The sequence below is a fragment of the Vogesella margarita genome, from assembly GCF_028548475.1.
Classification (GTDB): domain Bacteria; phylum Pseudomonadota; class Gammaproteobacteria; order Burkholderiales; family Chromobacteriaceae; genus Vogesella; species Vogesella margarita.
On sequence record NZ_JAQQLE010000011.1, the window covers coordinates 87,364 to 112,960 of the forward strand.

At 63.8% G+C, this 25,597-nt stretch carries 20 protein-coding genes; 7 read left to right on the forward strand and 13 right to left on the reverse strand.

The features are described 5' to 3' along the window. Window positions 1–148: 148 nt before the first annotated feature. The gene (gene chrA, locus PQU96_RS12460; protein ID WP_272772708.1) at window positions 149–1,510 is read left to right on the forward strand and encodes a chromate efflux transporter; all 1,362 of its coding nucleotides are present in this window, start codon (window positions 149–151) and stop codon (window positions 1,508–1,510) included. Window positions 1,511–1,534: 24 nt separating this feature from the next. Here the strand turns inward: chrA and PQU96_RS12465 are convergent, their stop codons facing one another. Next, the gene (locus tag PQU96_RS12465) at window positions 1,535–1,912 is read right to left on the reverse strand and encodes a YkvA family protein (protein WP_272772709.1); all 378 of its coding nucleotides are present in this window, start codon (window positions 1,910–1,912) and stop codon (window positions 1,535–1,537) included. Window positions 1,913–2,101: 189 nt separating this feature from the next. Between PQU96_RS12465 and PQU96_RS12470 the strand changes: the two genes are divergently transcribed. Next, window positions 2,102–2,815, forward strand: a complete 714-nt coding sequence (locus tag PQU96_RS12470; RefSeq protein ID WP_272772710.1) for a DsbC family protein — start codon at window positions 2,102–2,104, stop codon at window positions 2,813–2,815. A 718-nt stretch (window positions 2,816–3,533) separates the two neighbouring features. Next, window positions 3,534–5,369: an NEW3 domain-containing protein gene (locus PQU96_RS12475; RefSeq protein WP_272772711.1), complete on the forward strand. Its 1,836-nt coding sequence runs from the start codon at window positions 3,534–3,536 to the stop codon at window positions 5,367–5,369. A gap of 105 nt (window positions 5,370–5,474) precedes the next feature. Here the strand turns inward: PQU96_RS12475 and PQU96_RS12480 are convergent, their stop codons facing one another. From PQU96_RS12480 to ahpC, 3 genes are all read right to left on the reverse strand, one after another. Next, entirely contained in the window at window positions 5,475–7,400 is a 1,926-nt protein-coding gene (locus PQU96_RS12480) for a hypothetical protein (RefSeq protein WP_272772713.1), read from the reverse strand. A 519-nt stretch (window positions 7,401–7,919) separates the two neighbouring features. After that, window positions 7,920–9,494: an alkyl hydroperoxide reductase subunit F gene (ahpF, locus tag PQU96_RS12485; RefSeq protein ID WP_272772714.1), complete on the reverse strand. Its 1,575-nt coding sequence runs from the start codon at window positions 9,492–9,494 to the stop codon at window positions 7,920–7,922. 245 nt (window positions 9,495–9,739) lie between these two features. Then, a complete protein-coding gene (gene ahpC, locus PQU96_RS12490) occupies window positions 9,740–10,303 on the reverse strand; it encodes an alkyl hydroperoxide reductase subunit C (protein WP_272772715.1) in 564 nt (187 codons plus the stop codon). A gap of 166 nt (window positions 10,304–10,469) precedes the next feature. Between ahpC and PQU96_RS12495 the strand changes: the two genes are divergently transcribed. Further along, on the forward strand, window positions 10,470–11,033 hold the full coding sequence (locus tag PQU96_RS12495) for a lipocalin family protein (RefSeq protein WP_272772717.1): 564 nt from the start codon (window positions 10,470–10,472) through the stop codon (window positions 11,031–11,033). Between the two features lie 22 nt (window positions 11,034–11,055). On the opposite strand, the gene PQU96_RS12500 is transcribed toward PQU96_RS12495, so the two are convergent. Next, on the reverse strand, window positions 11,056–12,372 hold the full coding sequence (locus PQU96_RS12500; protein WP_272772718.1) for a methyl-accepting chemotaxis protein: 1,317 nt from the start codon (window positions 12,370–12,372) through the stop codon (window positions 11,056–11,058). Between the two features lie 439 nt (window positions 12,373–12,811). Here PQU96_RS12500 and PQU96_RS12505 point away from each other — a divergent pair, with 439 nt between their 5' ends. Both PQU96_RS12505 and PQU96_RS12510 read left to right on the forward strand, forming a co-directional pair. Then, window positions 12,812–14,698: a methyl-accepting chemotaxis protein gene (locus tag PQU96_RS12505; protein ID WP_272772719.1), complete on the forward strand. Its 1,887-nt coding sequence runs from the start codon at window positions 12,812–12,814 to the stop codon at window positions 14,696–14,698. A gap of 250 nt (window positions 14,699–14,948) precedes the next feature. Further along, complete coding sequence (locus PQU96_RS12510; protein ID WP_272772720.1) at window positions 14,949–16,307, forward strand: MBL fold metallo-hydrolase RNA specificity domain-containing protein; 1,359 nt, start codon at window positions 14,949–14,951, stop codon at window positions 16,305–16,307. 14 nt (window positions 16,308–16,321) lie between these two features. On the opposite strand, the gene PQU96_RS12515 is transcribed toward PQU96_RS12510, so the two are convergent. The 6 genes from PQU96_RS12515 to PQU96_RS12540 form a co-directional block, all read right to left on the reverse strand. Then, window positions 16,322–17,530: an amidohydrolase family protein gene (locus PQU96_RS12515; RefSeq protein WP_272772721.1), complete on the reverse strand. Its 1,209-nt coding sequence runs from the start codon at window positions 17,528–17,530 to the stop codon at window positions 16,322–16,324. A gap of 34 nt (window positions 17,531–17,564) precedes the next feature. After that, the gene (locus PQU96_RS12520; protein ID WP_272772722.1) at window positions 17,565–18,332 is read right to left on the reverse strand and encodes an ABC transporter ATP-binding protein; all 768 of its coding nucleotides are present in this window, start codon (window positions 18,330–18,332) and stop codon (window positions 17,565–17,567) included. 22 nt (window positions 18,333–18,354) lie between these two features. After that, entirely contained in the window at window positions 18,355–19,077 is a 723-nt protein-coding gene (locus PQU96_RS12525; RefSeq protein ID WP_272772723.1) for an ABC transporter permease, read from the reverse strand. Then, window positions 19,074–19,763: an ABC transporter permease gene (locus PQU96_RS12530; protein WP_272772771.1), complete on the reverse strand. Its 690-nt coding sequence runs from the start codon at window positions 19,761–19,763 to the stop codon at window positions 19,074–19,076. The genes PQU96_RS12525 and PQU96_RS12530 overlap by 4 nt, the downstream gene beginning before the upstream one ends. A gap of 45 nt (window positions 19,764–19,808) precedes the next feature. Continuing rightward, entirely contained in the window at window positions 19,809–20,576 is a 768-nt protein-coding gene (locus PQU96_RS12535) for an ABC transporter substrate-binding protein (RefSeq protein WP_272772724.1), read from the reverse strand. A gap of 132 nt (window positions 20,577–20,708) precedes the next feature. Continuing rightward, window positions 20,709–21,926 carry a cyanate transporter gene (locus PQU96_RS12540; RefSeq protein WP_272772725.1) on the reverse strand — a complete coding sequence of 406 codons (1,218 nt, stop codon included), beginning with the start codon at window positions 21,924–21,926 and terminating at the stop codon, window positions 20,709–20,711. A 204-nt stretch (window positions 21,927–22,130) separates the two neighbouring features. Between PQU96_RS12540 and PQU96_RS12545 the strand changes: the two genes are divergently transcribed. Further along, window positions 22,131–23,009 carry a LysR family transcriptional regulator gene (locus PQU96_RS12545; RefSeq protein ID WP_272772726.1) on the forward strand — a complete coding sequence of 293 codons (879 nt, stop codon included), beginning with the start codon at window positions 22,131–22,133 and terminating at the stop codon, window positions 23,007–23,009. Between the two features lie 110 nt (window positions 23,010–23,119). Here PQU96_RS12545 and PQU96_RS12550 read toward each other — a convergent pair whose 3' ends face one another. After that, the gene (locus PQU96_RS12550) at window positions 23,120–23,629 is read right to left on the reverse strand and encodes a DUF1993 domain-containing protein (RefSeq protein WP_272772727.1); all 510 of its coding nucleotides are present in this window, start codon (window positions 23,627–23,629) and stop codon (window positions 23,120–23,122) included. 149 nt (window positions 23,630–23,778) lie between these two features. Then, window positions 23,779–25,500, reverse strand: a complete 1,722-nt coding sequence (locus PQU96_RS12555; protein WP_272772728.1) for a thiamine pyrophosphate-binding protein — start codon at window positions 25,498–25,500, stop codon at window positions 23,779–23,781. Window positions 25,501–25,597 lie beyond the last annotated feature (97 nt).

The following is a 25,597-nucleotide window of genomic DNA, read 5'->3' on the forward strand; positions in this document are numbered from 1 at the left end:
TAATGCGGCCGCCTTCGCCCATCGCCAGGCGCACGCTCGTTGCCGGCCGGCGGCGTTTCCGGGTGCCGGCAAACGCGTTAAGCTGGCACCGCCGTGCGGCCAACGTTGGCCGCAGGGCGCTTCCGCCACCCCGATCATACCCACCACCATGACGCCACCCGACACCGCCGCCAGGCTCGCGCCCGCCGATCTCCCTTCCCCCGTCAGCCTGTGGCAGGCGTTCCGCTTCTGGCTCAAGCTGGGGCTGATCAGCTTCGGCGGCCCGGCCGGGCAGATCGCCATCATGCACCAGGAGCTGGTGGAGAAGCGGCGCTGGCTGTCCGAGCGCCGTTTCCTGCACGCGCTGAACTACTGCATGCTGCTGCCCGGCCCGGAGGCGCAGCAGCTGGCCACCTACATCGGCTGGCTGATGCACCGCACCGCGGGCGGCATCATCGCCGGCGCCCTGTTCGTGCTGCCCTCGCTGTTGCTGCTGATCCTGCTGTCATGGCTGTACGTCGCCTTTGGCGAGGTGCCGCTGGTGGCCGGCCTGTTCTACGGCATCAAGCCGGCGGTCACCGCCATCGTGCTGCAGGCCGCGCACCGCATCGGCCAGCGCGCGTTGCGCCACCGGCTGCTGTGGATGATCGCGGCGGCGTCCTTTATCGCCATCTTCGTGCTGCGGCTGCCGTTCCCGCTGATCGTGGCGGCGGCCGCGCTGGCCGGCCATGTCGGCGGCCGCCTGGCTCCGGCCGCCTTCCACGTCGCGGGCGGCCACGCCGCCGCCGGCCAGTCGTTCGGTGCCGCGCTGATCGACGACAACACGCCACCGCCGCCGCACGCGCGCTTTTGCTGGCACCGGCTGGGGATAGTACTGGCGGCGGGAGCGCTGCTGTGGCTGCTGCCAATGGCGCTGCTGACGCTGGCCTACGGTTGGCCGCATGCGCTGCCACAGATGGGCTGGTTCTTCAGCAAGGCGGCGCTGCTGACCTTCGGCGGCGCCTACGCGGTGTTGCCCTACGTCTACCAGGGCGCGGTGGAGCACTTCGGCTGGCTGACGGCGACGCAGATGATCGACGGCTTGGCGCTGGGCGAAACCACGCCCGGGCCGCTGATCATGGTGGTGGCCTTCGTCGGTTTTGTCGGTGGCTACGGCCAGGCGCTGTTCGGGCCGGAGGCGCTGTTTGCCGCCGGCGCCGTCGCCGCCGGCGTGGTGACCTGGTTCACCTTCCTGCCCTCCTTCCTGTTCATCCTCGCCGGCGGGCCGCTGGTGGAGGCCACCCACGGCGATATCAAATTCACCGCGCCACTGACCGCCATCACCGCGGCCGTGGTCGGCGTGATCCTCAATCTGGCGCTGTTCTTCGGCTACCACGTGCTGTGGCCGCGCGGCTTCGACGGCGACCTCGACTGGCCATCGCTGCTAATTGCGCTGCTGGCCGCGGTGGCGCTGCTGCGCTTCAGACGCAACGTGATCCACGTCATCGCCGGCTGCGCCGTGCTCGGACTGGCGCTGAAAACGCTGCTGTAAGGAAAAGTTGAGCGGAGGGAAAACTCAGCGCGGCCAGGCGTACCACGCCAGCGCCAGCGCGCCGCCCAGCCACAGGCCGACGATCACCGCCGCCGCGCGGCGACTGCGCGGCCGCGTCAGTAGCGCTGCCGCATGTGCGCGACACTCGGCCAGCACCGCCGGCGGCAGGCAGCGCAACACCAGCAGCAGGCCCAGCGGCAGCAGCAGCAAGTCGTCGACATAGCCGAGCAGCGGCACAAAATCGGGGATCAGGTCGATCGGGCTCAGCGCGTAGGCGGCCACCAGCAGGGCCAGCAGCCGCAGCCAGTACGGCGTGGCCGGATGGCGCGCAGCAAAGTAGACGGTGACGACATCGCGCTTGAGCTGGTGCGCCCAGCACCGGGCGGTGGCAAGAAAGGACATGGCGGCTCCAAAGGTTGGCCGCAAACCTGCGCCGGCCGGCAGCCGCTCATGCCGCGCTTATCCGGCACCAGGAGCAACCGCTTGCTGCCGCAATGCGGCGGTGGGTGATGAATAAGCAGCAGCAAAACGCAATCTGAACTATATCGGATTGTCCTTATTCTGCATCCATCAGCCATCGGGAGATTCATCATGAGAATACTGCTGCGCAGTTCACTGCTGCTTACCGCCATGCTGTCGGCACTGGCGATGGCGGACGAGCAATCAGTGAAACGCTCATTCGAGGAACGCTTCCCCGGTGCAGAGGTGGCTTCGGTGAAAAAAGAGACGCTGACCGGCCTGTACGAGGTCTATGCCGTCGGCCAGTTATTCTATGTCGATGAAAAGGTCAGCTACGCGATCCAGGGTAACCTGATCAATGCGCAGACCCGGCAGAGCCTGAGTGCCGAACGCATGAAAGTGCTGTCCGAGATCAGCTTCAACAAATTGCCCTTCGAGCAGGCGATCAAGATCGTCAAGGGCAACGGCAAGCGCCAGGTGGCCGTGTTCGAGGACCCGGATTGCCCGTTCTGCAAACAGCTGGAACGCGAGCTGCAGAAGGTCAACGATGTCACCATCCATGTTTTCCTGTACCCACTTGAGCAACTGCACCCCGGCGCCACGCTGAAGTCGCGCAAGATCTGGTGTGCACCGGACCGCGCCAAGGCGTGGCTGGCCGCAGTCAATGACAATACCCTGCCGGAGGGGAACGGCGAATGCGACACCCCGATCGCCAACCTGGCGAAACTGGCGCGCACCCACCGCATTACCGGCACACCGACACTGATCTTCGCCAATAACGAGCGCGTTGCCGGGGCGATACCGGCGGCACGGATAGAGCAGCTGCTGGGTAGCAAGACGCCCTGACGCATACTCCCTGAACCCTCGCAACCGAGTCAGTCACCGGCTAGCCGCCATCGCGGCTAGTCCGGCAACCACGCCTTGAGCGGTGCCGCCCAGCCGGTACCGCGACTCCCCGTACTCACTTGCAGCCGCATCCGGTGGCCGCCGGCATCACCCTCTTCCCGATTGCCCACGGCTCGGGATGCCTGCCTTGGGCAGCCTTCAGCACGGCTTCCGCTCACCACACCTCGCTCAGCCTTTATCACGCAGCCCTGACACACGTCTTCTGCCGGCTTCACTTACGTTTGATTCATCCGGGATTTTTTCTTTGAATCCAAAACATCATAATGTTTATGAAAATATTAAAATAACCCAAAAAAATTAAAACAAACAAATTATTAAAACCATCCTGTTTAAAGTAAATTCATCATAAAAAATGACAAAATCAAAAAGCAACACAAAATTTTATAGCGACACAATATCGATAAAATTATCCGGGAGCAATATTGCCACTGCCTGTACACTGTGTATAGTTCACGGTTGAATTTTAATTTAATAACAGAAATATCCATCAGCTACCGATTTGGCAAGCAAAGGCACGGAATTTAATTCTAAAGTACTACATCACACTTTAAATATAGCGTTTATTTAAAAGAAACACGCCAGCAGAAAACATTTTCCTGCTTTCAGGAAATGGGGAGTGGAGGAGTACAGTGATCAGCCGTGTGGCCAGTTGCGGAGGATGGACTTTTCTTTTGATGATGAGAGGAATGTCATGCTTCAACGCGCGATGCGTGCCTGCGGCCAACGTTTCGGCTTGCCGACAATGTTACTGGGCTACCTGCTGCTGTTGTGCTTTGCTACACCCGGCTTTGCCCAATCAGTGAACAATGCAGGGAAAACGCCACAAACCAACGCAACAGGTGCACAAGCACAGCTTGAAGGTGAACTGGAGGTCTGGATCGAAGATGACTTCAAGGGAAAGAAAAGCCGTACTCGGCACTTCTTGAAGACCGAATCAGGGCCGCGTTACGAACTCAAGTTCAAGAAATCCCCACCACAGCACGAGCCTGGCAGCAAGATCCGGGTGAAAGGCACGCAGAGCGGCGACACACTCACTCTGGAATTGGAGAGCAGTGATAGCAACAGCTACCAAATCCTGGCCGCGCCAGCACCTGGCTTGAGTTCACTAGGGGAGCAAAAGACGGCGGTACTGCTGGTCAACTTCCAGGATCAGCCGACGAACAAGCCGTGGACAACCGGTCAGTGGAACAGCTTTATGTTCGGCACGACCAGTGACTCGGTGAATCACTTCTTCCTTGAAAATTCGTACCAGCAGACTTGGCTAACCGGGAATACTTTCGGCTGGTATACATTGCCAATAAATAGCACGGATACCTGTAACCAAAACAATATCGCCACAGCAGCCAAGTCGGCGGCGGAAGCCGCTGGCGTAGATCTCTCTTCCTATACCCGACTAGTGTTCGCTTTTCCGGCAAACAGTTGTAGTTGGAGCGGTCTGTCATCCACAGTAAGCGTCCCATCCCAATCGTTTATCAATGGCGGAATGTCTCTGAACATCGTCACACACGAATTGGGTCATGCTTTGGGTTTGTTCCATTCACATGGGATTGACTGTGACGTCAGCGCAATCGGAAACATTTGTTCTTATGCGGAATATGGGGACAAGGTTGATACCATGGGTGCTGGCCTTGGGCACTTCAACGCGGCGCAAAAGGAACGGCTGGGGTGGCTTAATTACAATGTTTCCCCGCCAATTACGACCGTACAGAGCAACGGTAACTATGTTATCGAGCCAATTGAAACTGGGAGCAGCGGCAGCGCCAAGGGTCTGAAGATTCTAAAGGGAACCGACCCCACTACCGGTACCCTAAGCTGGTACTACCTCGAGTACAGACAGCCGATTGGAATCGATGCATATATCACCAGCAAAAGTATTTACTATCCGGAAAACATTCTGGCCGGTGTGCTGGTTCATACAGCAACCGATGGTGCTGGAAATAGCAACCACGAGGTAGACATGACTCCGGGTAGCCTAAACGCTTATTCCAGCCAAGACTTGAGCGATGCAGCCCTCGTTGTGGGTAAAAGCTACACAGATACTTCTGCTGGCGTAACTATCACTCCAACTTGGGCCAACAGTACCGGTATTGGTGTAGACGTCACTTTCAGCAAGTCGTCGTGCAACCGTGCCAATCCTTCGGTTGTAATGTCAACGCAAGCGTCTTCGGTAAAAGCTGGTTCGACCGTGATCTACACCGTGGTGGTGACCAACAACGACAGCAGTGAATGTGCCTCTTCCAACTTCAACCTGCAAGGAACTTTGCCCACAGGCTGGACCGAAGCCTGGTCAGCATCCCAAATGAATATTGGAGCTGGTAGTACGGCATCTACCTCCGTGACGATAACCTCTTCGACGACATCAACCGCAGGAACCTATAGCATCACCGGCAAGGCGACCAATAGCATAGCAACAAGCTACAGCGGCAGCACTTCCAGCAATTATGTCATTGCTACTTCCTCAACAACAACGAGCAAAGGTAAAGGCCGCAAGTAAGACAGATTTAGCGCTCTTGTCGAACCTGGCTGGTTACCATAAAACAAAGGGCAATGGGTCTTTCGCCCCATCGCCCTTTTGTTTTATCCAACCAGAACATCAAGCTTAATGCTGATTTGGATCTGTTGGATACTTGTCATTAACGTCGGCAAAAGAGTCGACATCATCATCACACAGGAAGCACGAAACCACAGATGACTTCTCTTCGAATGCTTTTGTGCTGAGTGCGCCATGAGCTTTGGCAGTTGCCTGATCCGTAAAGAACGTCGTAGACGGGTCAGTCTGACCATTCAAGTCGCCATTAGTCGGCGTGTAGCTGCCGATGAAGCAAGCAGTTTCACCCGGAGACAGATTAAGGTCATTGGCTGCCGTTACAGGAGAGGCTGGCTTCGGTGGGGTGCTGCTGTCGCAAAGCACTTGAGTTAAGTGGCCAATCACTTGGCTACCCAGAGCTCCGACTTTGCTGTCGGTTACCGAGTCGATCACCACACTCTCGTTGACGGGCACTGGCACGTTATTAACCAAAATCGAAGCCGGGTTTGTGACAGTGACTGCAACACTTGCCAGCAGCTGGATCGGATCGCTAGCCACGCTAGAGGGCACAATATTCAGACCCGTACATTGCTTGGTGATCTGCAGGCCGGAATTTACAGTAGCCGAGCAAGTGTCGCTCTGAACACCACTCTTCGAAATATCCGACAACCCAGATGAGGACCCTGCCAAAACATTAACGGCATTCTGGAAGCCATTTGCGGAACCGGTACACGTGATTTCAACGCTCACATCTGCACCTGCTGCCAAGCTGCTGGTGAGTTTTACCGGAGTACCACCATTCGTAAGTGGAACGTTGTCAACGTTTTGATCGCCGGTATTACTGTTTGCAAGGATTTTGCAGGTCTCGCCGGATGGAATAGCGTTGGCTGCCTCGTTGAACGATACGTCATGGACAGTACCGGTTGCACTGTCGTTGGTAATGGTCACCTTGAACGTACTTGTGTAGTTGTTGTCCGCCGTATTCACGACAGTAGTTTCGCAAGACTTGCTCGCCTTGATACTACAGCTAGCGAAGTCACCGATCACAAAGTCAAAGATGGTTGCACCCAGCGAGGTGGACGAACGGGTATCAGCCAAGTAACGGTTAAAGCAACCGGAGATGCCAGCCGCAGTCAGGTCGATACCACCTTCGAAGAACATGCCAAGATCCAAGTCGGTAGGACTGTCATAACCTGGATTCGGATTGGAAGTCTTGGTCTTGACCAGCCAAGGCACTTGGTCTCCATTGCCGGTCCCGGAGCCATTAAGAACCACATCGTTTACTCTCGCGCAGACGTTACCGCTACCACTACCACATTCCGCCCCCACGGCTACCGGATTAGAGTCGAGATAACCATTCGCACCGCCAACCCACTTGTACGCCTTTATCTCACTGACCCGACCACCACTGGTGAACTCGGATACGATCAGCACGTCACCATCAGTGTGACTCCCCACAAAGGGAGTCGATCCGCCACCACTAGGGCAACTTACGCTTGGATCTTTGAGGAACCAGAAACCGACATCCTTGGTACCCTCGTTGGAGGCCACGTCCAATGCAAAATAGACAAACAGATGTGGCTTGTTATCAGCCCCGGTCTTGACGGCTGCAACTGCGAAGGCATTGTTGATATCGGTCTTGTCATTGACATTGTTGGTCCTCTTACACTGCCAGCCCGGAGTAATATTCAGGGTGTCCTTACTCCCCGTGGCAAAGAGGCTGTCATCGTTGTTACCGGTAGGATTGAAGTCTGCCCTGAACAACTGTGCGCTGAAACCAGCAGGCAGCGCGTTATAAGTAACACCTGCGCCAGGAAGCTTTCCTGTGAAAATATTAGTCCAGTCAGGTTTCGTGGAGTTACCCCCGGTCATGTTGCCGTCAAGTTCAAAATGTGTTGCTGGGTCATCTGCTAAGGCCAGCGGCGCAATGCCCATTACGCCCAGACAGCAGAGGGCGAAGGCGGACAGCGCCTTTCTTAGCTTGCTTAATGAGAACATGTTGTGCCTCCATTAGATCGCAATGTAGAGGCGGTTCCTGCCAAGGAATCGCACGCGTGATTCCCACCTCATGGCACGTGCCGAGAACGTTCACACCGCATGGCTTCTTCCATGGTGGCGACGACACCAGCAAGTGCCGATACCACCGCTAAAGCTCTATCGGATACTGCACCTCGTCCTGACAAACCCAGACCGCACTGAAAGCCCTCCTCCCTGATGCCGGCCGGTTTTGTTACGCTTTATCGTAGGTTATGGTAAAAACAGATTCAAGCGATAGTTGAAAATATAACATCAGGAAAACCGGCGGGGAAAGCGGTATTGATCGGCATTTTTATGGCAGAAAGCGCCACGGGAAGTCACGAAACAGACAGGTAGCGATGCGGCGGCAATGCAGTATAGACCCAGGCGCGATCGCGGGCCGGCGGCGCGTCATGCAGCAGCCCCGCATCGGACGATGCGGGGCTGGCCTTGCAGGAGTGGGAAGCAAAGGTTGGCCGCAAGCTGCGGCCAACCTTTGGCTCAGTCGGCGGTGACGCCGCTGCGGATCAGGTGGTCGAAAGCGCCCAGCGCAGCCTTGGCGCCCTCGCCCATGGCGATGATGATCTGCTTGTACGGCACGTCGGTCACGTCGCCAGCGGCGAACACCCCCGGCACGGTGGTGTCCTGATGGCGGCCAACCAGAATCTCGCCACGGCTGGACAGCTCCACGCTGCCGCGCAGCCAGTCGGTGTTCGGCAACAGGCCGATCTGCACGAAAATCCCCTCCAGCGCAATGTGGCGCGCTTCGCCGCTGGCACGGTCAATATAGTCAAGGCCGCTCACCTTGCTACCATCGCCCGTCACTGCGGTGGTCTGCGCCTGCAGGATCACCGTGACATTGGGCAGGCTGCGCAGCTTGTTCTGCAGCACCGCATCGGCACGCATGGCATCGCCGAACTCCAGCAGGGTAACGTGCGACACGATGCCGGCCAGGTCGATGGCTGCTTCAACGCCGGAGTTGCCGCCGCCAATCACCGCCACGCGCTTGCCCTTGAACAGCGGGCCGTCGCAGTGCGGGCAGTAAGCCACGCCCTTATTTCGATACTCTTTTTCGCCCGGCACGTTCATTTCGCGCCAGCGCGCACCGGTGGCGATGATCACCGTTTTGGCTTTCAGGACTGCACCGCTTTGCAGCTGGATTTCGGTCAGGCCGCTGGCGGTTTCGCTGGCCGGCAGCAGCTTGCTGGCACGCTGCAGGTTCATCACGTCCACGTCGTATTCCTTGACGTGCTGCTCCAGCGCCATCGCCAGCTTCGGGCCTTCGGTTTCCTTCACCGAGATGAAGTTCTCGATGCCCATGGTGTCCAGCACCTGGCCGCCGAAACGCTCGGCCACCACGCCGGTGCGAATGCCCTTGCGGGCGGTGTAGATGGCTGCCGCCGCGCCAGCCGGGCCGCCACCCACCACCAGCACGTCAAACGCCTCCTTGGCGGCAATCTTGTCGGCCTCGCGCGCTGCCGCTCCGGTATCTAGCCGGGCAACAATCTCTTCCAGCCCCATGCGCCCCTGACCAAACACTTCGCCGTTCAGGTACACGGTAGGTACCGACATGATCTGGCGGGCGGATACCTCATCCTGGAACAGCGCACCATCGATCATGGTGTGGCGGATGTTCGGGTTCAGCACCGCCATCAGGTTCAGCGCCTGCACTACGTCCGGGCAGTTCTGGCACGACAGCGAGATATAGGTTTCAAAGCGGAATTCGCCTTGCAGCTCTTTCACCTGCGCAATCAGCTCCTGCCCGGCCTTGGACGGATGGCCGCCCACCTGCAGCAGCGCCAGTACCAGCGAGGTGAATTCGTGCCCCATTGGCACACCGGCAAACTGCACGCGCGGCGCGGTGTCGCCACTGCGGCCAACGCTGAACGACGGCTGGCGGGCATCGTTGCCATCGAAGCGAGCGCTTACCTTGTCGGACAGACTGGCGATGTCGGCTAGCAGGCCGCGCACTTCCTCGTCCTTGGCGCCGCCGCCCAGACTGGCCACCAGCTCGATCGGGTGCTGCAGGTTAGTGAGGTAGGCTTGCAGTTGGGTCTTGATAGCGTTGTCCAGCATGATGTGCTCCTTGGTATACGGGTACCCGGGAAAGCGGCTTCAAGGTTGGCCGCAAGGCCGTTTTCCGGGGCACCCGGCAATGAATGTCGGGTACTTTTTTGTGTGGGGTTGCCACCTGGTTTCCGCCGATGATTCGGTCCGAGAGCGCGAAGGCAAGCAAGCGGGGGCGCAGACAGTACATGGAGTACGGCAAGCCCCCGCGCCGCGCCGCCGACAAAGCTATCGGGTCGAAGCGCGGCGGAAACTCAGATCTTGCCGACCAGATCCAGCGACGGTGCCAGCGTGGCATCGCCTTCTTTCCACTTGGCCGGGCACACTTCACCCGGGTGGGCGGCCACGTACTGGGCGGCCTTGATCTTGCGCAGTAGTTCGGCGGCATCGCGGCCCACGCCGCCGGCACTGATTTCCACGATCTGGATCTTGCCTTCCGGGTCGATCACGAAGGTACCGCGGTCGGCCAGGCCAGCTTCCTCGATCAGCACGCCGAAGTTGCGCGAGATCAGGTGGGTCGGGTCGGCCAGCATCGGGTACTGGATCTTCTTGATGGTGTCGGAGGTGTCGTGCCACGCCTTGTGGGTGAAGTGGGTGTCGGTGGAGACCGAGTAGATTTCCACGCCCAGCTTCTGGAATTCCGGGTACAGGTCAGCCAGGTCGCCCAGCTCGGTCGGGCATACGAAGGTGAAGTCCGCCGGGTAGAAGAAGACAACGGACCACTTGCCCAGCAGGGTCTGGTCAGTCACGTCGATGAACTGGCCGTTGTGGAAGGCTTTGCTGGCAAACGGTTTGATCTGGCTGTTGATGATGGACATGCTTGGCTCCTTGGATCGGTGAGTCGTTGTTGACGGATGCCATCATGCCGGATAGAAATAGTCATTTCCAATTGAATGTTTATTTCGTATAGTTTTATTTTCTTTATCGCCCCATTACGCGCGCCCCGGCTGCGTACGACGGGCGTGTCCAGAGTGAGAATCCCCGATGAAAAAAACACTTGCTGCCGCCCTGCTCGGCCTTGCCACCCTGACCTCCTGTGCCAGCCCGCAAGCGGCAGGCCTTGCCGGCGACAAGCCGCTGCAAACTATCGCCGCGCTGGACGTGCCGCGCTACATGGGCACCTGGTACGAGATCGCCCGCTATCCCAACTGGTTTCAGCAAAAGTGCGTCGCCAATGCCAGCGCCCGTTACCGGCTGCAGACGGACGGCACGGTGACGGTGGACAACCGCTGCCGGCTGGCCAATGGCGACGTCAGCAGCGCCAGCGGCAGCGCGCGGCAGATCGGCGGCGCCGGCTCGCCAAGGCTGCAGGTACGCTTCGCGCCGGCCTGGCTGTCATGGTTGCCATGGGTGTGGGGGGATTACTGGGTGATCGATCTGGACGAGGACTACCAGCTGGTCGCCGTCAGCGAACCGAAGCGCGACTACCTGTGGGTGCTGGCGCGCAGCCGCAGCGTGGCGCCGGCCGCCTACGCCGCGCTGCTGGCCCGGCTGCGGCAGCAGGGCTTTGACACCGGCAAGCTGCAGCGCACGCCGCAACTCGACTGAGTGGCCGCCGCGCGGCGCCGGCTCACGACTTGAGGTGGGTAAAACGGCCGATGGCCTCCACCACCGCATGCGCGCCGTCGCGGATCTGCTCGATGGTGCTGCCGGCGCGCTGGGTTAGCGTCACGCTGTGCTGCGCCTGCTGCAGGATCTGCGCCATGCTCTGCACCGCGCTGCCGGTCTGCTGCTGGATGTCGCTGACCATGGCGGCAATCTCGGTGGTCGACGCGGTGGTGCGCTCCGCCAGCTTGCGCACCTCGTCGGCCACCACCGCGAAGCCACGGCCGGTCTCGCCGGCGCGCGCCGCCTCGATCGCCGCGTTCAGCGCCAGCAGGTTGGTCTGGTCGGCGATGTCCTTGATGGTCTGTACGATGGAGGTGATCTGCAGCGAGCGCGCGCCCAGCTGCTGCACAGTGCCGCTGGCCGCCTCGATGCTGCCGGCCATCTGCCGGATCTCGTCCACGCTCTGGCGGATACCGGCCACGCCGCTGTCCGACCACTCCAGCGTCTGCCGTGACGAGCCGTAGGCAAACTGGGCGCTGTCGCGCTCCTGCTCTACCTGCTCGACGCGGGCGCTGATGTCGGTGGCGAACTTGATCACGCTGACCACCTGCTTGTTTTCGTCCAGCACCGGGTTGTAGCTGGCCTCCAGCCACACAGTACGGCCGTCATGGTGACGGCGCCGGATCTGGCCGGCGAAGAACTCGCCGCGGCGCAGGCGCTGCCACAGCTGTTCGTACTCCGCGCTGCCGGCGAACTCGTGCTCGCACAGCAGGCGGTGATGCCGGCCGCGCAGCTGCTCCGGCCGGTAGCCCATGGTGCGCAGGAAGTTGTCGTTGGCACCGACGATGGTTCCGTCGGGGCGGAACTCGATGGTCGCCATCGCGCGGTCCAGCGCCTGCAGTACCGAGCGGTTGTGCGCCGCCTCGCGCACGCGGGCGGTGATGTCGGTCGCAAACATCGCGTAGCCGTCGATCCGGCCGGCATCGTCGACGATCGGGCTGTACGTCGCCTCCAGCCACACCACCTCACCCGCGGCGGTCACGCGCCGCACCTCGCCCTGGAACGGCTCGCCGCGCTGCAAGTGCGCCCAGAACTGTGCGTAATCACGGCTGGCGGCATGGTCCCTGGCGCAGAACAGGCTGTGCGGCTGGCCGAGGATGTCGCCAAGCTGGCGGTAACCCAGTGCATCCAGAAAGTTCTGGTTGGCCGCCACCACCCTGTGCTCCGCATCGAAACGGACGCTGGCAAAGGAAGCCTCCAGTGCGCCGACAAGCGCCTGCTGTTTGCGCAGCTGCTGTTGCAGCTCGCCGATCTGCTGTTTGAGCCTGGTATTGAACATGGTGGTTTCTCGTGGTGGCGAACGGGTTATCGCAATTTGTATATCGATTGTATTGTACAAATATCTTATTTACAAAAAATTGTAGCCGTTTGACTACGCATCGCGGTGACACAAATATTCGCCACGAATTTATCGAAATAGCCATCCATTGCTGGTAAACCACTGAAAGCCACGCCGCTATTGGGGTGCGTCCAACCCTGACACGCGCAGCACGCCCACCATCAAACGGACAAGCTCTGTTGCAATACTGCCCGTGCCGCGATGTCGCACTTCAGGGTGGCGGCAGCTGTTATAGATTGTTATCATCGCGCGCGCTGATTTATCACAAAGATTCATAAAATAAGGTGCAAGTACTGCACCCCGACACACCCCACCCGACCCCGGCAACGCCAGGCGGCCGCCAGAGCCGCCGCGTTGCCCCGTTACTACGAGGAATGCCATGTCGTTAAAACAGCGACTCCTGTTTTTTGTCGCCATCCTGCTGGCGATTGCCATCGCGCTGCTATCCGCGCTCTCCTACCAGCGCATGCGCAGCGAGATCATCCTTGGCGTGCAGCAGGAGCTGGACGCCGCCATCGCCGGCAACAGCGAGGCGCTCGGCCGCTGGATGGCCCAGCGCCGCGACGCCATCCAGTCGACGGCCAACCGCCTCGCCGACGTCGACGCCAGCGCGCCCTACCCGTTCCTGCAACAGGGCAAGGAAGCCGGTGGTTTCGACCAGACCTTTGCCGGCTACACCGACAAGGCGATGCGCTACCACACGCCTGACAAGCTGCCGGGCGACGGCTACGACCCGACCGCGCGGCCGTGGTACCAGCTGGCGACCGCGCAGAAAGGCGTCGCCATCACCGCGCCCTATGCCTTTGTAGAAAAACAGACGCTGGGCATCACGGTGGCCAGCCCCATCCTGCACGGCGGCACGCAGATCGGCGTGGTCGGCGGCGACATCTCGCTGGAAGGCCTGACCTCGGTGGTGAAGGCGATCAGGCTGCGCGGCGACGGTTATGCCTTCCTCGCCACGCGCGACGGCAAGATCGTCAGCCATCCGGCGACCGGCTCCACCCTCAAGCCGGTGGCCGAGGTGATGCCGGGCTTCGACGCCGCGCTGGTGAGCGCCGCCAGCAACAGCCCGACCCTGCATGAGGTGGAAATCGATGGCCGCAGCTACTACGCCGAAGTGGCCAACATCGCCGGCAGCGACTGGGTACTGGGCACGGTGGTGGAGAAGGACGTGATGCTGGCGCCGCTGAACCACCTGCTGCTGACGCTGGTGCTGGCGGGCCTCGCGGTCGCGGTGACCGGCATCGTGCTGGCCAACTTCGCCCTCACCCGCCTGCTGGCCAGCCTGATACGGCTGCGCGATGCGCTGCTGGATGTCGCCAGCGGCGACGGCGACCTGACCCACCAGCTGAGCGTGGACAAGCAGGACGAGATCGGCCAGACCGCCGAGGCATTCAACCGCTTCATCGGCAGCCTGCGACAGATGTTCCTGGAAGTGCGCGAGCACTCGGTGTCGCTCAACGGCGGCATCGACGCGCTGAACGGCATCACCCGCCAGCTGGCCAGCGATTCTCAGCAGCAAGCGGACGCCTCCAGCGCCACCGCCGCCACCATCGAACAGATCACCGTCAGCATCAACCACATCGCCGGTAACGCTACCTCGGCGGAAGAGGTGGTGGTACAGACCGGGCAGACCTCGCGCCAGTCGGCGCAGGCGGTGGGCGAGCTGGCCGGCGGCATCGAACGCATCGCCGGCCAGGTCGGCCAGCTGGCCACCACCCTCGGCGCGCTGGGGCAGCGCTCGGCGCAGATGGACCAGATCATCAACGTGATCAAGGACATCGCCGACCAGACCAACCTGCTGGCGCTGAACGCGGCGATCGAGGCGGCGCGCGCCGGCGAGACCGGACGCGGCTTCGCGGTGGTGGCCGACGAGGTGCGCAAGCTGGCCGAGCGCACCGGCAAGGCCACGGTGGAGATCGGCGCGCTGATCGACGCCACCCACCACGACGTGGAATCGGCGCTGGGCGACATGGAACACACCCGTGAATCGGTACAGCACGGGGTCAGCGCTTCGCGCCAGGTCGCCGGGCAGATGGCCGGCATCGAGGACGAGGTGTCGCGCGTGGTACTGACCATCCGCGACATCGCCGACGCCACCCGCGAGCAGTCGATCGCCACCACCGACATGGCCCGCGCGGCGGAGACCGCCAACCACATGGCGATCGAAACCGACCAGGCGGTGCAAAGCGCCACCCGCACCGTGAACGAATTGCACCAGCTGTCCAACCACCTGCACGACATGGTGGCGCGCTTCCGCCTCTGAGCGGTGTTTACGCCATGACAAGGTTGGCCGCAGCGTCCGCGCTGCGGCCAACCTTTTTTGTTTGTTCACCTCGCCTCGGTCGGCACCGGCGCCGCGCCGGTTCATCGGCCCCGGAAGCGCCGGCCGGTGCCTGCCCTCGCAAATCGGCGCCACCGCCCGCGGCAACTCACTATATATAAGAGTGAACCGCCGCGCCGCCCCCACTGCGCGACGCCCTGCCACCAGCGCCCCAGCGGCACAGGAAACGCTCATGCATCTCACCTTTCTCGGCGCCGCCGGCACCGTCACCGGCAGCAAGTACCTGCTGGAATGCGGCGGCCGCAAGATCCTGCTCGATTGCGGCCTGTTCCAGGGCTACAAGCAGCTGCGGCTGCGCAACTGGGCCGGGCTGCCGTTCGCCCCGGCCGATCTCGACGCGGTGGTGCTCAGCCACGCCCACCTCGACCACAGCGGCTACCTGCCGGCGCTGGTGCGCGACGGCTTTCGCGGCCCGGTATACGCCACCGAAGCCAGCTGCGAGCTGGCGGCGATCCTGCTGCCCGACAGCGGCTACCTGCTGGAAGAAGAAGCCGAATACGCGAACCGCCGCGGCTACTCCAAGCACCAGCCGGCACTGCCGCTGTACACCGAGGCCGACGCCGAACGCGCGCTGGCCTACCTGCGGCCGCTGCCGTTCAACCAGCGCCGCGAAATCTTCCCCGACATCCACCTGCTGCTGCGCCCGGCCGGCCACATCCTCGGCGCCGCCACCGTCACCATCGAGGCCGAAGGCAAGACCCTGGTCTGCTCCGGCGACCTCGGCCGCCAGCACGACCCGATCATGCTGCCGCCGCAGCCGATCCAGCACGCCGACTACCTGCTGGTGGAATCCACCTACGGCGACCGCAGCCACCCCGCCACCGCGGTGGCCGACGTGCTGGCCGAGGTCATCAACCGCACCGTCGGCCGCCACGGCATCACCGTGATCCCGTCCTTTGCCGTCGCCCGCGCCCAGCTGCTGATGTACTACATCTACCAGCTGAAACAGCACGGTCGCATCCCGCAGCAGCTGCCGGTCTACATCAACAGCCCGATGGCAACCGACGTCACCGCGCTGTACCAGCAGTTCCGCCAACTGCACAAGCTGTCGGAAAGCGAGTGCGAAGGCATGTGCCGCGTCGCCCACATCGTGCGCTCGGTCGACGAATCCAAGCGCCTGAACCAGAGCAAGGAACCGTGCATCATCATCGCCGCCAGCGGTATGGCCACCGGCGGCCGCGTGCTGCACCACCTGAAGGCGTTCGCGCCCAATCCGCGCAATACGCTGCTGTTTTCCGGCTTCCAGGCCGGCGGCACCCGCGGCGCGCTGATCGTGGCCGGCGCCGACTCGGTGCGCATTCACGGCCAGGACGTGCCGATCAATGCCGAAGTGGTGGCGCTGGACCACCTGTCCGCCCACGCCGACGGCAACGAGATCCTGCAGTGGCTGCGGGGCTTCGACACTGCGCCGCAACAGGTGTTCGTGGTCCACGGCGAGCCGGCCGCCGCCGACGCGCTACGCCGCCGCATCAGCCTGGAGCTGCACTGGCACGCGACGGTGCCGGAACACCAGCAACGCGTCGCGCTGTAGCGGCGCCAGCCCGCTTACGGCAACGCCAGCAGACTCTCCAGCAGCTTGCCGTCGCGGGCGATCACCCGGCCGTGGCGGATCACCGTGCGCTGCGGCGGACGCAGCGCGATGGCCTCGCCCACCGTTTCCGCCGGCAGCAGCAGGAAGTGCGCCGGCTTGCCCTGCTCCAGCCCGTAATCGGCCCAACCCATGGCGCGCGCGCCGTTGACGGTGCCGGCGTCGAACGCCGCCCGCAGCCCGGCGTCGGTGCGCTCATAGAAACGGTAGGCCTGCAGCATCACCCGCTCCAGCATGTCGCCGTTGCCCATCGGCGACCAGGCATCGCGAATGCCATCCGAACCGAGGCAGACGGTGACACCGGCCGCCGTCAGCTCGGCAAACGGCGGCACGCCGATGTCCGCCGGCGCGGTGGTGACGATGCTGATGCCGTTGGCGGCCAACCTTGCCGCCAGCGGCGCCACTTTCGGCCACGGCAGCATGCCCAGGCAGAAGGCGTGGCTGAGCATCACCCGCCCCTGGCGCCGGTACTGCTCGGTAAAGTCACAGATGCGCGCGATCTGCCACAGCCCCAGCTCGCCGCCGTCGTGCAGGTGGATGTCGACGCCGCGGTCGAACTCGGCGGCCAGCTCGAACACCTGCGTCAGCTGCGCGACCGGATCGCCGTCGATGCCGCACGGGTCCAGCCCGCCCACCACTTCCACCCCGGCTTGCAGCGCCTGTCGCATCAGCGCAGCGGCACCGGGACGGGTGACGAGGCCAGCCTGCGGGAAGGTAACCAGCTCGATGTCGACCAGCTCGGCGTAGCGTTCGCGCAGCGCCAGCATGGCCTCGATATGCGACCAGCCCAGCTCCGGATCGGCATCCACGTGGCAGCGCAGCAGCTGCGTGCCCTTGCCAATGCAGTGTTCCAGCAGCGCGCCGGCGCGCTCGGCGATCGGCACCGTCTGCTCGCGCAGGATGCGGCGCTCGTTGTCGATGCGCGCGCGCAGATTGTCGGCGGCGCTGTGCGGCTGCCACGGCAGGCTCCACAGCGTCTTGTCGAGGTGGGTGTGCGCCTCCACCAGTGGCGGGGTCAGCAGCTGGCCGCCGCCGTCGAGATCGCCGTCCGCCAGCGGCAGGTTGGCCGCAGGCCGGCGCGCACCGATACGGCCGGCCACGATTTCGATGTCTTCCGCCACGCCGCCGTAGGGGCGCACATTACGCAGCCAAAATGGGTGTTGCATGCTCGTCTCGCTTGTTGGGTTGGAGCCGTGAGGCTCATTTCAGGCTGCCGGACAGGAACTGCGCCAGCCGTTCGCTCTTGGGCGCTACCAGCACCTGCTTCGGGTCGCCCTGCTCTTCGATGCGCCCCTGGTGCAGGAAGATCACGTGGTTGGACACCTCGCGGGCAAAGCCCATCTCGTGGGTGACCACCACCATGGTGCGGCCCTCTTCCGCCAGCGCCTGCATCACGCGCAGCACCTCGCCCACCAGCTCCGGGTCCAGCGCCGAGGTCGGCTCGTCGAACAGCATCACGTCCGGCTCCATCGCCAGCGCGCGGGCGATGGCCACCCGCTGTTGCTGGCCGCCGGACAGGTGCGACGGGTACTTGTCTTCCACCGCGCTGGCGAGGCCAACCTTGGCCAGGTAACGGCGCGCGCGGACGATGGCCTCGTCGCGATCCAGCCCCAGCACGTTCACCGGCGCCTCGATCACGTTTTCCAGCACCGTCATGTGGCCCCACAGGTTGAAGTGCTGGAACACCATCGCCAGCCGGGTGCGCAGCCGTTGCAGCTGGCGCGGGTCGGCGGCGCGCAGTGCGCCGTTCTTGTCCGACACGGTACGGACTTCTTCATTGCCGACAAAGATGCGGCCCTGGCTCGGCTGCTCCAGAAAGTTGATGCAGCGCAGGAAGGTACTCTTGCCGGAGCCGGAGGAGCCGATGATGCTGATCACATCGCCGGCCTTGGCCTGCAGCGAGACGCCTTTCAGCACTTCGTGCGTGCCGTACTGCTTGTGTAGTTCATCCACGGTCAGTTGGTACATGTTTGTTCTCCGATACGCGCGGCTAGTGCGCGCGCGGTTGCAGGAAGGCCAGCCAGCGACGTTCGCAGCGGCGGAACAGCCACACCAGCGCGAACACCACGCTGGCGTACAGCACGGCGGCGATGCCGAAGGCCTCGAACGAGGCGTAGGTGGCCGAGTTCACGTCGCGCGCCACTTTCAGCAGGTCCGGCACGGTGGCGGTAAAGGCGATGGAGGTGGAGTGCAGCATCAGGATCACCTCGTTGCTGTACGAGGGCAGCGCCCGGCGCAAGGCGGACGGCAGGATGATGCGGCGGTACAGGGTAAAGCGCGACATGCCGTAGGCGCGCGCCGCCTCGATCTCGCCGTGCGGGGTTTCGCGGATCATGCCGGCGAACACCTCGGTGGTGTAGGCGCAGGTATTCAGCGCGAACGCCAGCAGCGTGCAGTTGAAGCCTTCGCGGAAGAAGGCGTCCAGCAGCGGCTGCGTCCGCACCGACTCCAGGCTGTAGATACCGGAATAGATGATCAGCAGCTGGATATACAGCGGCGTGCCGCGGAACACATAGGTATACAGCCACACCGGGCCGCTGATGAAGCGGTTGGACGACACCCGCGCCACCGCCAGCGGCACCGACATCACGAAGCCGATGGCAATCGACAACAGCAGCAGCCACAGCGTCATGGCGAGGCCGGACAGGCGGTAGCCGTCGCTCCACAGATAGGCCTGGCCGTATTCCTGCACGATGGCAATGATCTCGTTCATAGCTCGGCCTTTCTGACGCCAGCGGCGTAGTGACGACCCAGCCACGCCAGCAGCAGGGTGGATACCGTGGTGATGGCGAGGTAGATCGCCGCCGCCACCAGGCTGAAGAAGAACAGCTGCAGCGAGCTCTTGCCGGCGTCCTGGGTGGCTTTCACCACGTCGGACAGCCCGATGATGGACACCAGCGCGGTGGCCTTGATCATCACCTGCCAGTTATTGCCGATGCCGGGCAGCGCGAAGCGCATCATCTGCGGGAACAGCACGCGGCGGAACACCTGCCATGGCGTCATGCCGTAGGCCACGGCGGCCTCAAGCTGGCCGCGCGGCACCGCCTGGAACGCGCCGCGGAAGGTCTCGGTGAAGTAGGCGCCGTAGATGATGCCCAGCGTCACCACCCCGGCCACGAACGGGTCGATGTCGATCTGCGCCAGCCCGGCCCAGTCGGTGAGGTGGTTCAGCGCGATCTGCAGGCTGTAGAACAGCAGCAGCATGGTGACCAGATCCGGCACGCTGCGGATCAGCGTGGTATAGCCTGCGGCCAACGTTTGCAGCAGGCGGCTGGCCGACAGCCGCGCGCTGGCACCAAGCAGGCCCAGCAGCAGCGCCGCCGCCAGTGCCAGCAGCGCCAGCTGCAGCGTCATCCAGGTGCCGCTGGCGATCAGCGGCCCATAGCCTTGTAACATGATGATCTCCTTGCGGCACGGAGCTGTGCGCCCCGTGCTGGCGGCGGCTTAGTAGATATCGAAGGAGAAGTACTTGGCGGCCAGGCGCTTGTAGGTACCGTCCTTGTGTACCTCGGCCAGCGCGCGGTTCAGCTGCTGCGCCAGATCGCCGTCTTCCTTGCGCAGGCCGATAGCGGCGCCGACACCCAGGGTTTTCACGTCCGCCACGCCGTTGCCGGCGAAGGCGTAGTCACGCCCGGCTGCGGTCTTGAGGAAGCCCAGATCAGCCTGCACCGAGGACTGGAACGCCGCATCCAGCCGGCCGGAGGTCAGATCCTGGTACACCTGGTCCTGGTTCTGGTACGAGGTCACCGTCACGCCCTTCGGCTCCCAGTAGGCCTTGGCGTAGGCCTCGGCGGTGGAGCCCTGCTCCACGCCGATGCGCTTGCCGCGCAGGGTGTCCGGCGCCGGCTGCAGCGCGTTGCCCTTTTTCGCCACCAGTCGCGGCGGCACGTTGTAGATCTTGTCGCTGAAGCTGATCTGCTGCAGGCGTTTTTCGGTTACCGCCATCGACGACAGGATGGCGTCGAACTTCTTCGCCTTCAGCGCCGGGATGATGCCGTCCCAGGCGTTCTCCACCCACACGCATTTGGCTTTCAGCTTGGCGCACAGCGCGTTGCCCAGATCAATGTCGAAGCCGACCAGCTCACCGCTGGCGGCCTTGGATTCGAACGGGGCGTAACTCGGATTGACGCCGAAGCGGATGACTTTCCAGTCCTTCGCCACCGCACCCATGGATGCACAAACCAGCATTACGCCCAGTGCAAGCTTTTTCATGACAGATCTCCTCTTGATGTAGACAGGCGTGGGCTACCACACCGTTGCGGCCAACCTTGCTCTTGCTGTTGCTTTGGGTTGGCCGTACTGCAACCGGCGGCGGCACGGCCGCGCACCGGGAAAACCGTTTGTTCAGATGCCGCGCATGCTGTGGCGGTAGCTGGCCGGCGAAAAGCGCACCGTCAGCAGCGCCATCGCCAGCACGATGGCGCAGTGCCACCACCAGCCGGTGGCAAAGCTGCCGCCACGATCGCGGAACCAGCCCAGCAGCCACGGCCCAGCCGCGGTGATCAGGAAACCGCAGCCCTGCACGAAGGCGGCCAGCAGGCCGGCCTGGCGCACATCGGGCAGGTGCTCCAGCACCACGATCAGGCTCAGCGAAAAGAAACCGCCCAGACCGACCCCGGCCAGAGCCGCCCACAGCCACGGCGCCAGTTGCGGCTGCAAGGCGAGGCCGGCAAACCCGGCCGCCTGGCAGGCCAGCGCCAGCCACAGCATCGCGCGGCGGTCGTGGCGATGGCGCGACAGGAAGGGCAGCGCAAAGGCCGCCGCCGCCTGCAGCAGCGCCATCCACGCCAGCAGGTTGGCCGCAGCCTGCGCCGCCTGCCCCTGCTCGCGGTAGAACGACGGCAGCCACGCCACCAGGCTGGAATAGCCGCTATTGGTGAGGCCGAAATACAGCGCCAGCTGCCAGGCGCGGCGGTTGCGGAAGAATGGGCGCATCGACAGCCCGCCCTCGCCCGGCATCGCCGCCAGCTGCCGGCCGGCGGTCTGCTGCAGCCACAGGACGAGGCCGAGCAGCGCCGGCAGCAGCCACACCGCCAGCCCCAGGCGCCAGCCGCCGTAGTGTTCCAGCCACGGGCTGGCCGTCGCGCCCAGCGCGCCACCGCCGACCAGCGCCGCCGAGTAGATGCCCATCGCCAGCCCCACCCGCTGCGGGAACAGGCGCTTGGCCACCCCCGGCATCAGCGCCTGGATCGCCGCCACCCCGGCACCGGCCACCCCGGCGCCGGCGATCAGCGAGGCCGCGTCCGTCGCCCACAGCCGCGAGGCGCAGCCGGTGGCCAGCAGCAGCAGCGCCAGCGCCACCGTGCGCCGCTCGCCGATGCGCTGCGCCAGTTGCGCGCCGACAAAGGCCAGCAGCCCCATCAGCAGGAAGGGCAGCGCCGTCATCACCGCCGCCGCACGAAAGCTGAGGCCGGTGGCGGCGCGCAGCGGCTCCAGCAGCGGCCCGACCGAGGTGATGAACGGCCGCAGGTTGAGCGCCACCAGCGCCAGCAGCAGCAGCGCCGCCAGCGGCAATTCGCCGGCCAGTGTGGCGGGAGCGGTCACGACACGCGATTCAGCCACGGCGCGCTTTCCGGCCGGCATCGCCAGCGCGATGCGGCCCGCGCGGCAGACTCGCGCAGGTAAAGGGGGTGGACAGGGGTGACGCCATGATTCGACTCCTCGATGCCTCGCACGATGGCGAGTGGTGATTGCTTGCAACGAGTCTACTGAGCCGCGCTACAATTCAGAAATTAAATGTTCAACTACCCATCAGTGGAAAACGCAATGACAAATCCGATGCTGGACCCGGTACTGCTGAAGAGCTTTGTCGCGGTGGTGGAGAGCGGCAGCTTCACCCGCGCCGGCGAGCGGGTGCACCTGAGCCAGTCCACCGTCAGCCAGCACCTGCGCCGGCTGGAAGAGCAGCTGGGCAGCGAGCTCTTGGACCGCAGCGGCCGCTACGTGGTGACCACCGAAAGCGGCACCCGCCTGCTGGGCCACGCGCGCAAGCTGCTGACGCTGATGGAAGAAGCGGTGGCGGAGCTGCACGCGGGCGAGGTACAGGGCGAGATCCGCCTCGGCGTGCCGGAAGACTTCGCCGCCGACCTGCTGACCCCGCTGCTGGCCGCCTTCGCCCACGATAACCCGGCCATCAGGCTGGAAGTCAGCAGTGGCCTCAGCAACACGCTGTGGCAGCAGTTCTGCGCCGGCGGCCACGACCTGGTACTGGTCAAGCAGCGCCAGGGCCATACCGTCGGCGACGCCGCCTGGCCCGAGCCGCTGGCGTGGCTGGACAGCCGCGAGCACCCGACCTGGCAGCGCGACATCCTGCCGCTGGTGGTGTTTCCGGTGGGCGGCCTGTACCGCGACGAGATGATCCACGCGCTGGAAAGCAGCGGCCGGCGCTGGCGCATCGCCTACAGCAGCGCCAGCCTGGCCAGCATCCGTTCGGCGGTCGCCAGCGGGCTGGGCGTCAGCCTGCTGCCGGCCCGCCTCGCCCGCGCCGACCAGCACAGCCTGACACCGGCACAGGGCTTCCCGGCGCTGCCGCCGCTGGAGCTGGTGCTGCACAGCCGCCAGGAAGTGCCACAGCGGGTGCGCGATCTGGCGCAGCGGATGATCGCGCTGTGCGATACGGTGATGCAGGCCGGGCCGCGGCCGTAGCCCGGCCGCGCATGAAAATGCCGCCGCGATCCGGGGAGATCACGGCGGCAGGGGTTCGGCGAAGACGCTTAATCCGGCGCACGGCGACCATCTGGCCGCCGTTGCCGATGCTAGCCGCCGCCGCCCAGGTAGTCCACCTTGCCCAGCGGCACGCCGTTGTGGCGCAGGATGGCGTAGGCAGTGGTGAGGTGGAAGTAGAAGTTGGGCAGCACAAAGAACTGCAGGTAGTCCTGGCCGGTGAAGTTCAGCGTCTGGGTGGGAAACTTCAGCACGATGTCGCGCCCTTCGCTGCCGTCGAACTGCGCCGCCGGCAAGCCCTGCAGGAACAGCACAGTCTTGGCGATGCGCTGCTGCAGCTCGGCAACGCTGGTTTCGTTATCCGGGTAGCTGGGAACCTCCACCCCCGCCAGCCGCGCGCCGCAGCCCTTGGCGGTATCCGCCGCAATCTGCACCTGGCGAATCAGCGGAAACATGTCCGGCGCCAGCCGCGCCTGCAGCAAGACGGCGGCGTCGACATGGCGGGACTCGGCATTCAGCAGTGCCTTGTCGAGGATGGCGGACAGATTGGCCAGCCCGCGCAACAGCGGCGGTATCGCGGCCTGATACATGGAAAGCGGCATGATGACTCCCTCGGTCGGTATGGCGGCCAGGGTTGGCCGCCGGAACAACTTCACCATAGCCGATAGACCCGCAAGCAGTCCCGTTCTTGTGCCCCCTTCCACCAACAAAAAACCGGCCCGCAGGCCGGTTTTTCACGTCAAGAACTACCTCAACCGCGTGCCAGCGCCGCCTGGGTGATGGTGGTCAGCGTGGCGCGGGTGCTGATGATGTCAGGCGGCAGGCGGATTTCCAGCAGCGTGCCGCTCTCGCGCGCCAGTGCGCGTTCCAGCGCGGCGTCGAACTCGTCGTTGCTGGCGATGCGCTCGGCGGCGTAGCCGTAGGCAGCGGCCAGCTGGCAGAAGTCCGGATTACCCAGCTGGGTGCCGCTGATGCGGTTGGGGTACTCGCGCTCCTGGTGCATGCGGATGGTGCCGTACACGCCGTTGTTGAGCAGCAGGATGATGGATTTGCCGCCGTGCTGCAGCGCGGTGGCCAGCTCCTGGCCGTTCATCAGGAAGTCGCCGTCGCCGGCGATGGTGAAGGCGGTGCGGCCGGTGGCGAGGTTGGCCGCAATGCCGGCCGGCACGCCGTAGCCCATGGCGCCGTTGGTGGGCGCCAGCTGGGTTTTGTGACCTTTCACCACGCCGTGGTACTGGAAGTAGCGGTGAATCCAGCTGGCGAAGTTGCCGGCGCCGTTGGTGATGACCGCGTCGGCCGGCAGCTGGCGCTGCAGGCTGGCAATCACGCGCGGCAGGTCGATGTCACCGCTGATGCCTTCGCTCAGCCCGGCCAGGCGCTGCGGCACCAGGTTGGCGCGGTAGTCGGCGTTCAGCTGCCGGCTCCAGGCCTGCCAGCGCGGAGCGGCGGCAGGTGCCGGCAAGGCGGCCAGCGCCTGTGCGGCAGCGTTGACACCGGACTGGATCGCCACATCGGCCTGGTACACGCGGTCCAGCTCGTCGCCCTGCGGCAGGATGTGCACCAGTTGCTGCTGGCTGCGCGGCGCCTGCAGCAGGGTGTAGCCGCCAGTAGTCATCTCGCCCAGCCGGGCACCGATGGCGATGATCAGGTCGCTGTTGCGGATGTTGGCCGCCAGCGCCGGGTTGATGCCGATGCCGACGTCGCCGGCATACAGCGGGTGATGGTTGTCGAAGGTGTCCTGAAAGCGGAAGGCGTTGCCCACCGGCAGCTGCCAGCGCTCGGCAAAGGCTTGCAGCGCGGCGGCGCCTGCGGCGTCCCAGCCGCTGCCACCGGCGATCAGCAGCGGGCGCTCTGCCTTCTCTAGCAGTTGCTGCAAGGCGGAAATGCCGGCCGGATCCGGGAACGGCGTTACCGCCTCCACCCGCGGCAGCGGCGCCAGGCTGTCGGCCACCGGCTGCACCAGCATGTCTTCCGGCAACACCAGCACCACCGGGCCGGGACGGCCGTTCATGGCGGTGGCGAAGGCGCGGCTGATGTATTCCGGGATGCGGTTGGCGTCGTCGATGCGCTCCACGCGCTTGGCCATGCCCTTGGTGGACGGGCCGAAGTACACGCTGTAGTCCATTTCCTGGAAGGCTTCGCGGTCGCGGCAATCGCTGCCCACGTCGCCCACCAGCAGCACCATGGGGGTGGAATCCTGGAACGCGGTATGCACGCCGATGCTGGCGTTGGTGGCGCCGGGGCCACGCGTGACCAGGCACACGCCGGGGCGGCGCGTGAGCTTGCCGTGCGCCTCGGCCATGAAGGCGGCGCCGCCTTCGTTACGGCAGGCGATAAAGCGGATCTGCTCGCGGCTGCGATAGAAGCCGTCCAGTACCGCCAGGTAGCTTTCGCCCGGTACGCCAAAGGCGATGTCCACACCCTGTGCCACCAGGCACTCCACCAGTAGATGCCCTGCCAACTTGCTGTTCATGCATTACCCCTTGTCGGTGGTGATTGGTCATCGTGCGGCCAACGTTGGCGGCCACACGCCGGGCGATTCGAAAATTTTCGAGGTGCCCGTCTGGCAG

Coding starts and splice junctions, on each gene's coding strand:
- chrA (WP_272772708.1), top strand. CDS start 149: ATGACGCCACCCGACACCGCCGCCAGGCTCGCGCCCGCCGATCTCCCT.
- PQU96_RS12465 (WP_272772709.1), bottom strand. CDS start 1,912: ATGTCCTTTCTTGCCACCGCCCGGTGCTGGGCGCACCAGCTCAAGCGC.
- PQU96_RS12470 (WP_272772710.1), top strand. CDS start 2,102: ATGAGAATACTGCTGCGCAGTTCACTGCTGCTTACCGCCATGCTGTCG.
- PQU96_RS12475 (WP_272772711.1), top strand. CDS start 3,534: ATGGACTTTTCTTTTGATGATGAGAGGAATGTCATGCTTCAACGCGCG.
- PQU96_RS12480 (WP_272772713.1), bottom strand. CDS start 7,400: ATGTTCTCATTAAGCAAGCTAAGAAAGGCGCTGTCCGCCTTCGCCCTC.
- ahpF (WP_272772714.1), bottom strand. CDS start 9,494: ATGCTGGACAACGCTATCAAGACCCAACTGCAAGCCTACCTCACTAAC.
- ahpC (WP_272772715.1), bottom strand. CDS start 10,303: ATGTCCATCATCAACAGCCAGATCAAACCGTTTGCCAGCAAAGCCTTC.
- PQU96_RS12495 (WP_272772717.1), top strand. CDS start 10,470: ATGAAAAAAACACTTGCTGCCGCCCTGCTCGGCCTTGCCACCCTGACC.
- PQU96_RS12500 (WP_272772718.1), bottom strand. CDS start 12,372: ATGTTCAATACCAGGCTCAAACAGCAGATCGGCGAGCTGCAACAGCAG.
- PQU96_RS12505 (WP_272772719.1), top strand. CDS start 12,812: ATGTCGTTAAAACAGCGACTCCTGTTTTTTGTCGCCATCCTGCTGGCG.
- PQU96_RS12510 (WP_272772720.1), top strand. CDS start 14,949: ATGCATCTCACCTTTCTCGGCGCCGCCGGCACCGTCACCGGCAGCAAG.
- PQU96_RS12515 (WP_272772721.1), bottom strand. CDS start 17,530: ATGCAACACCCATTTTGGCTGCGTAATGTGCGCCCCTACGGCGGCGTG.
- PQU96_RS12520 (WP_272772722.1), bottom strand. CDS start 18,332: ATGTACCAACTGACCGTGGATGAACTACACAAGCAGTACGGCACGCAC.
- PQU96_RS12525 (WP_272772723.1), bottom strand. CDS start 19,077: ATGAACGAGATCATTGCCATCGTGCAGGAATACGGCCAGGCCTATCTG.
- PQU96_RS12535 (WP_272772724.1), bottom strand. CDS start 20,576: ATGAAAAAGCTTGCACTGGGCGTAATGCTGGTTTGTGCATCCATGGGT.
- PQU96_RS12545 (WP_272772726.1), top strand. CDS start 22,131: ATGACAAATCCGATGCTGGACCCGGTACTGCTGAAGAGCTTTGTCGCG.
- PQU96_RS12550 (WP_272772727.1), bottom strand. CDS start 23,629: ATGCCGCTTTCCATGTATCAGGCCGCGATACCGCCGCTGTTGCGCGGG.
- PQU96_RS12555 (WP_272772728.1), bottom strand. CDS start 25,500: ATGAACAGCAAGTTGGCAGGGCATCTACTGGTGGAGTGCCTGGTGGCA.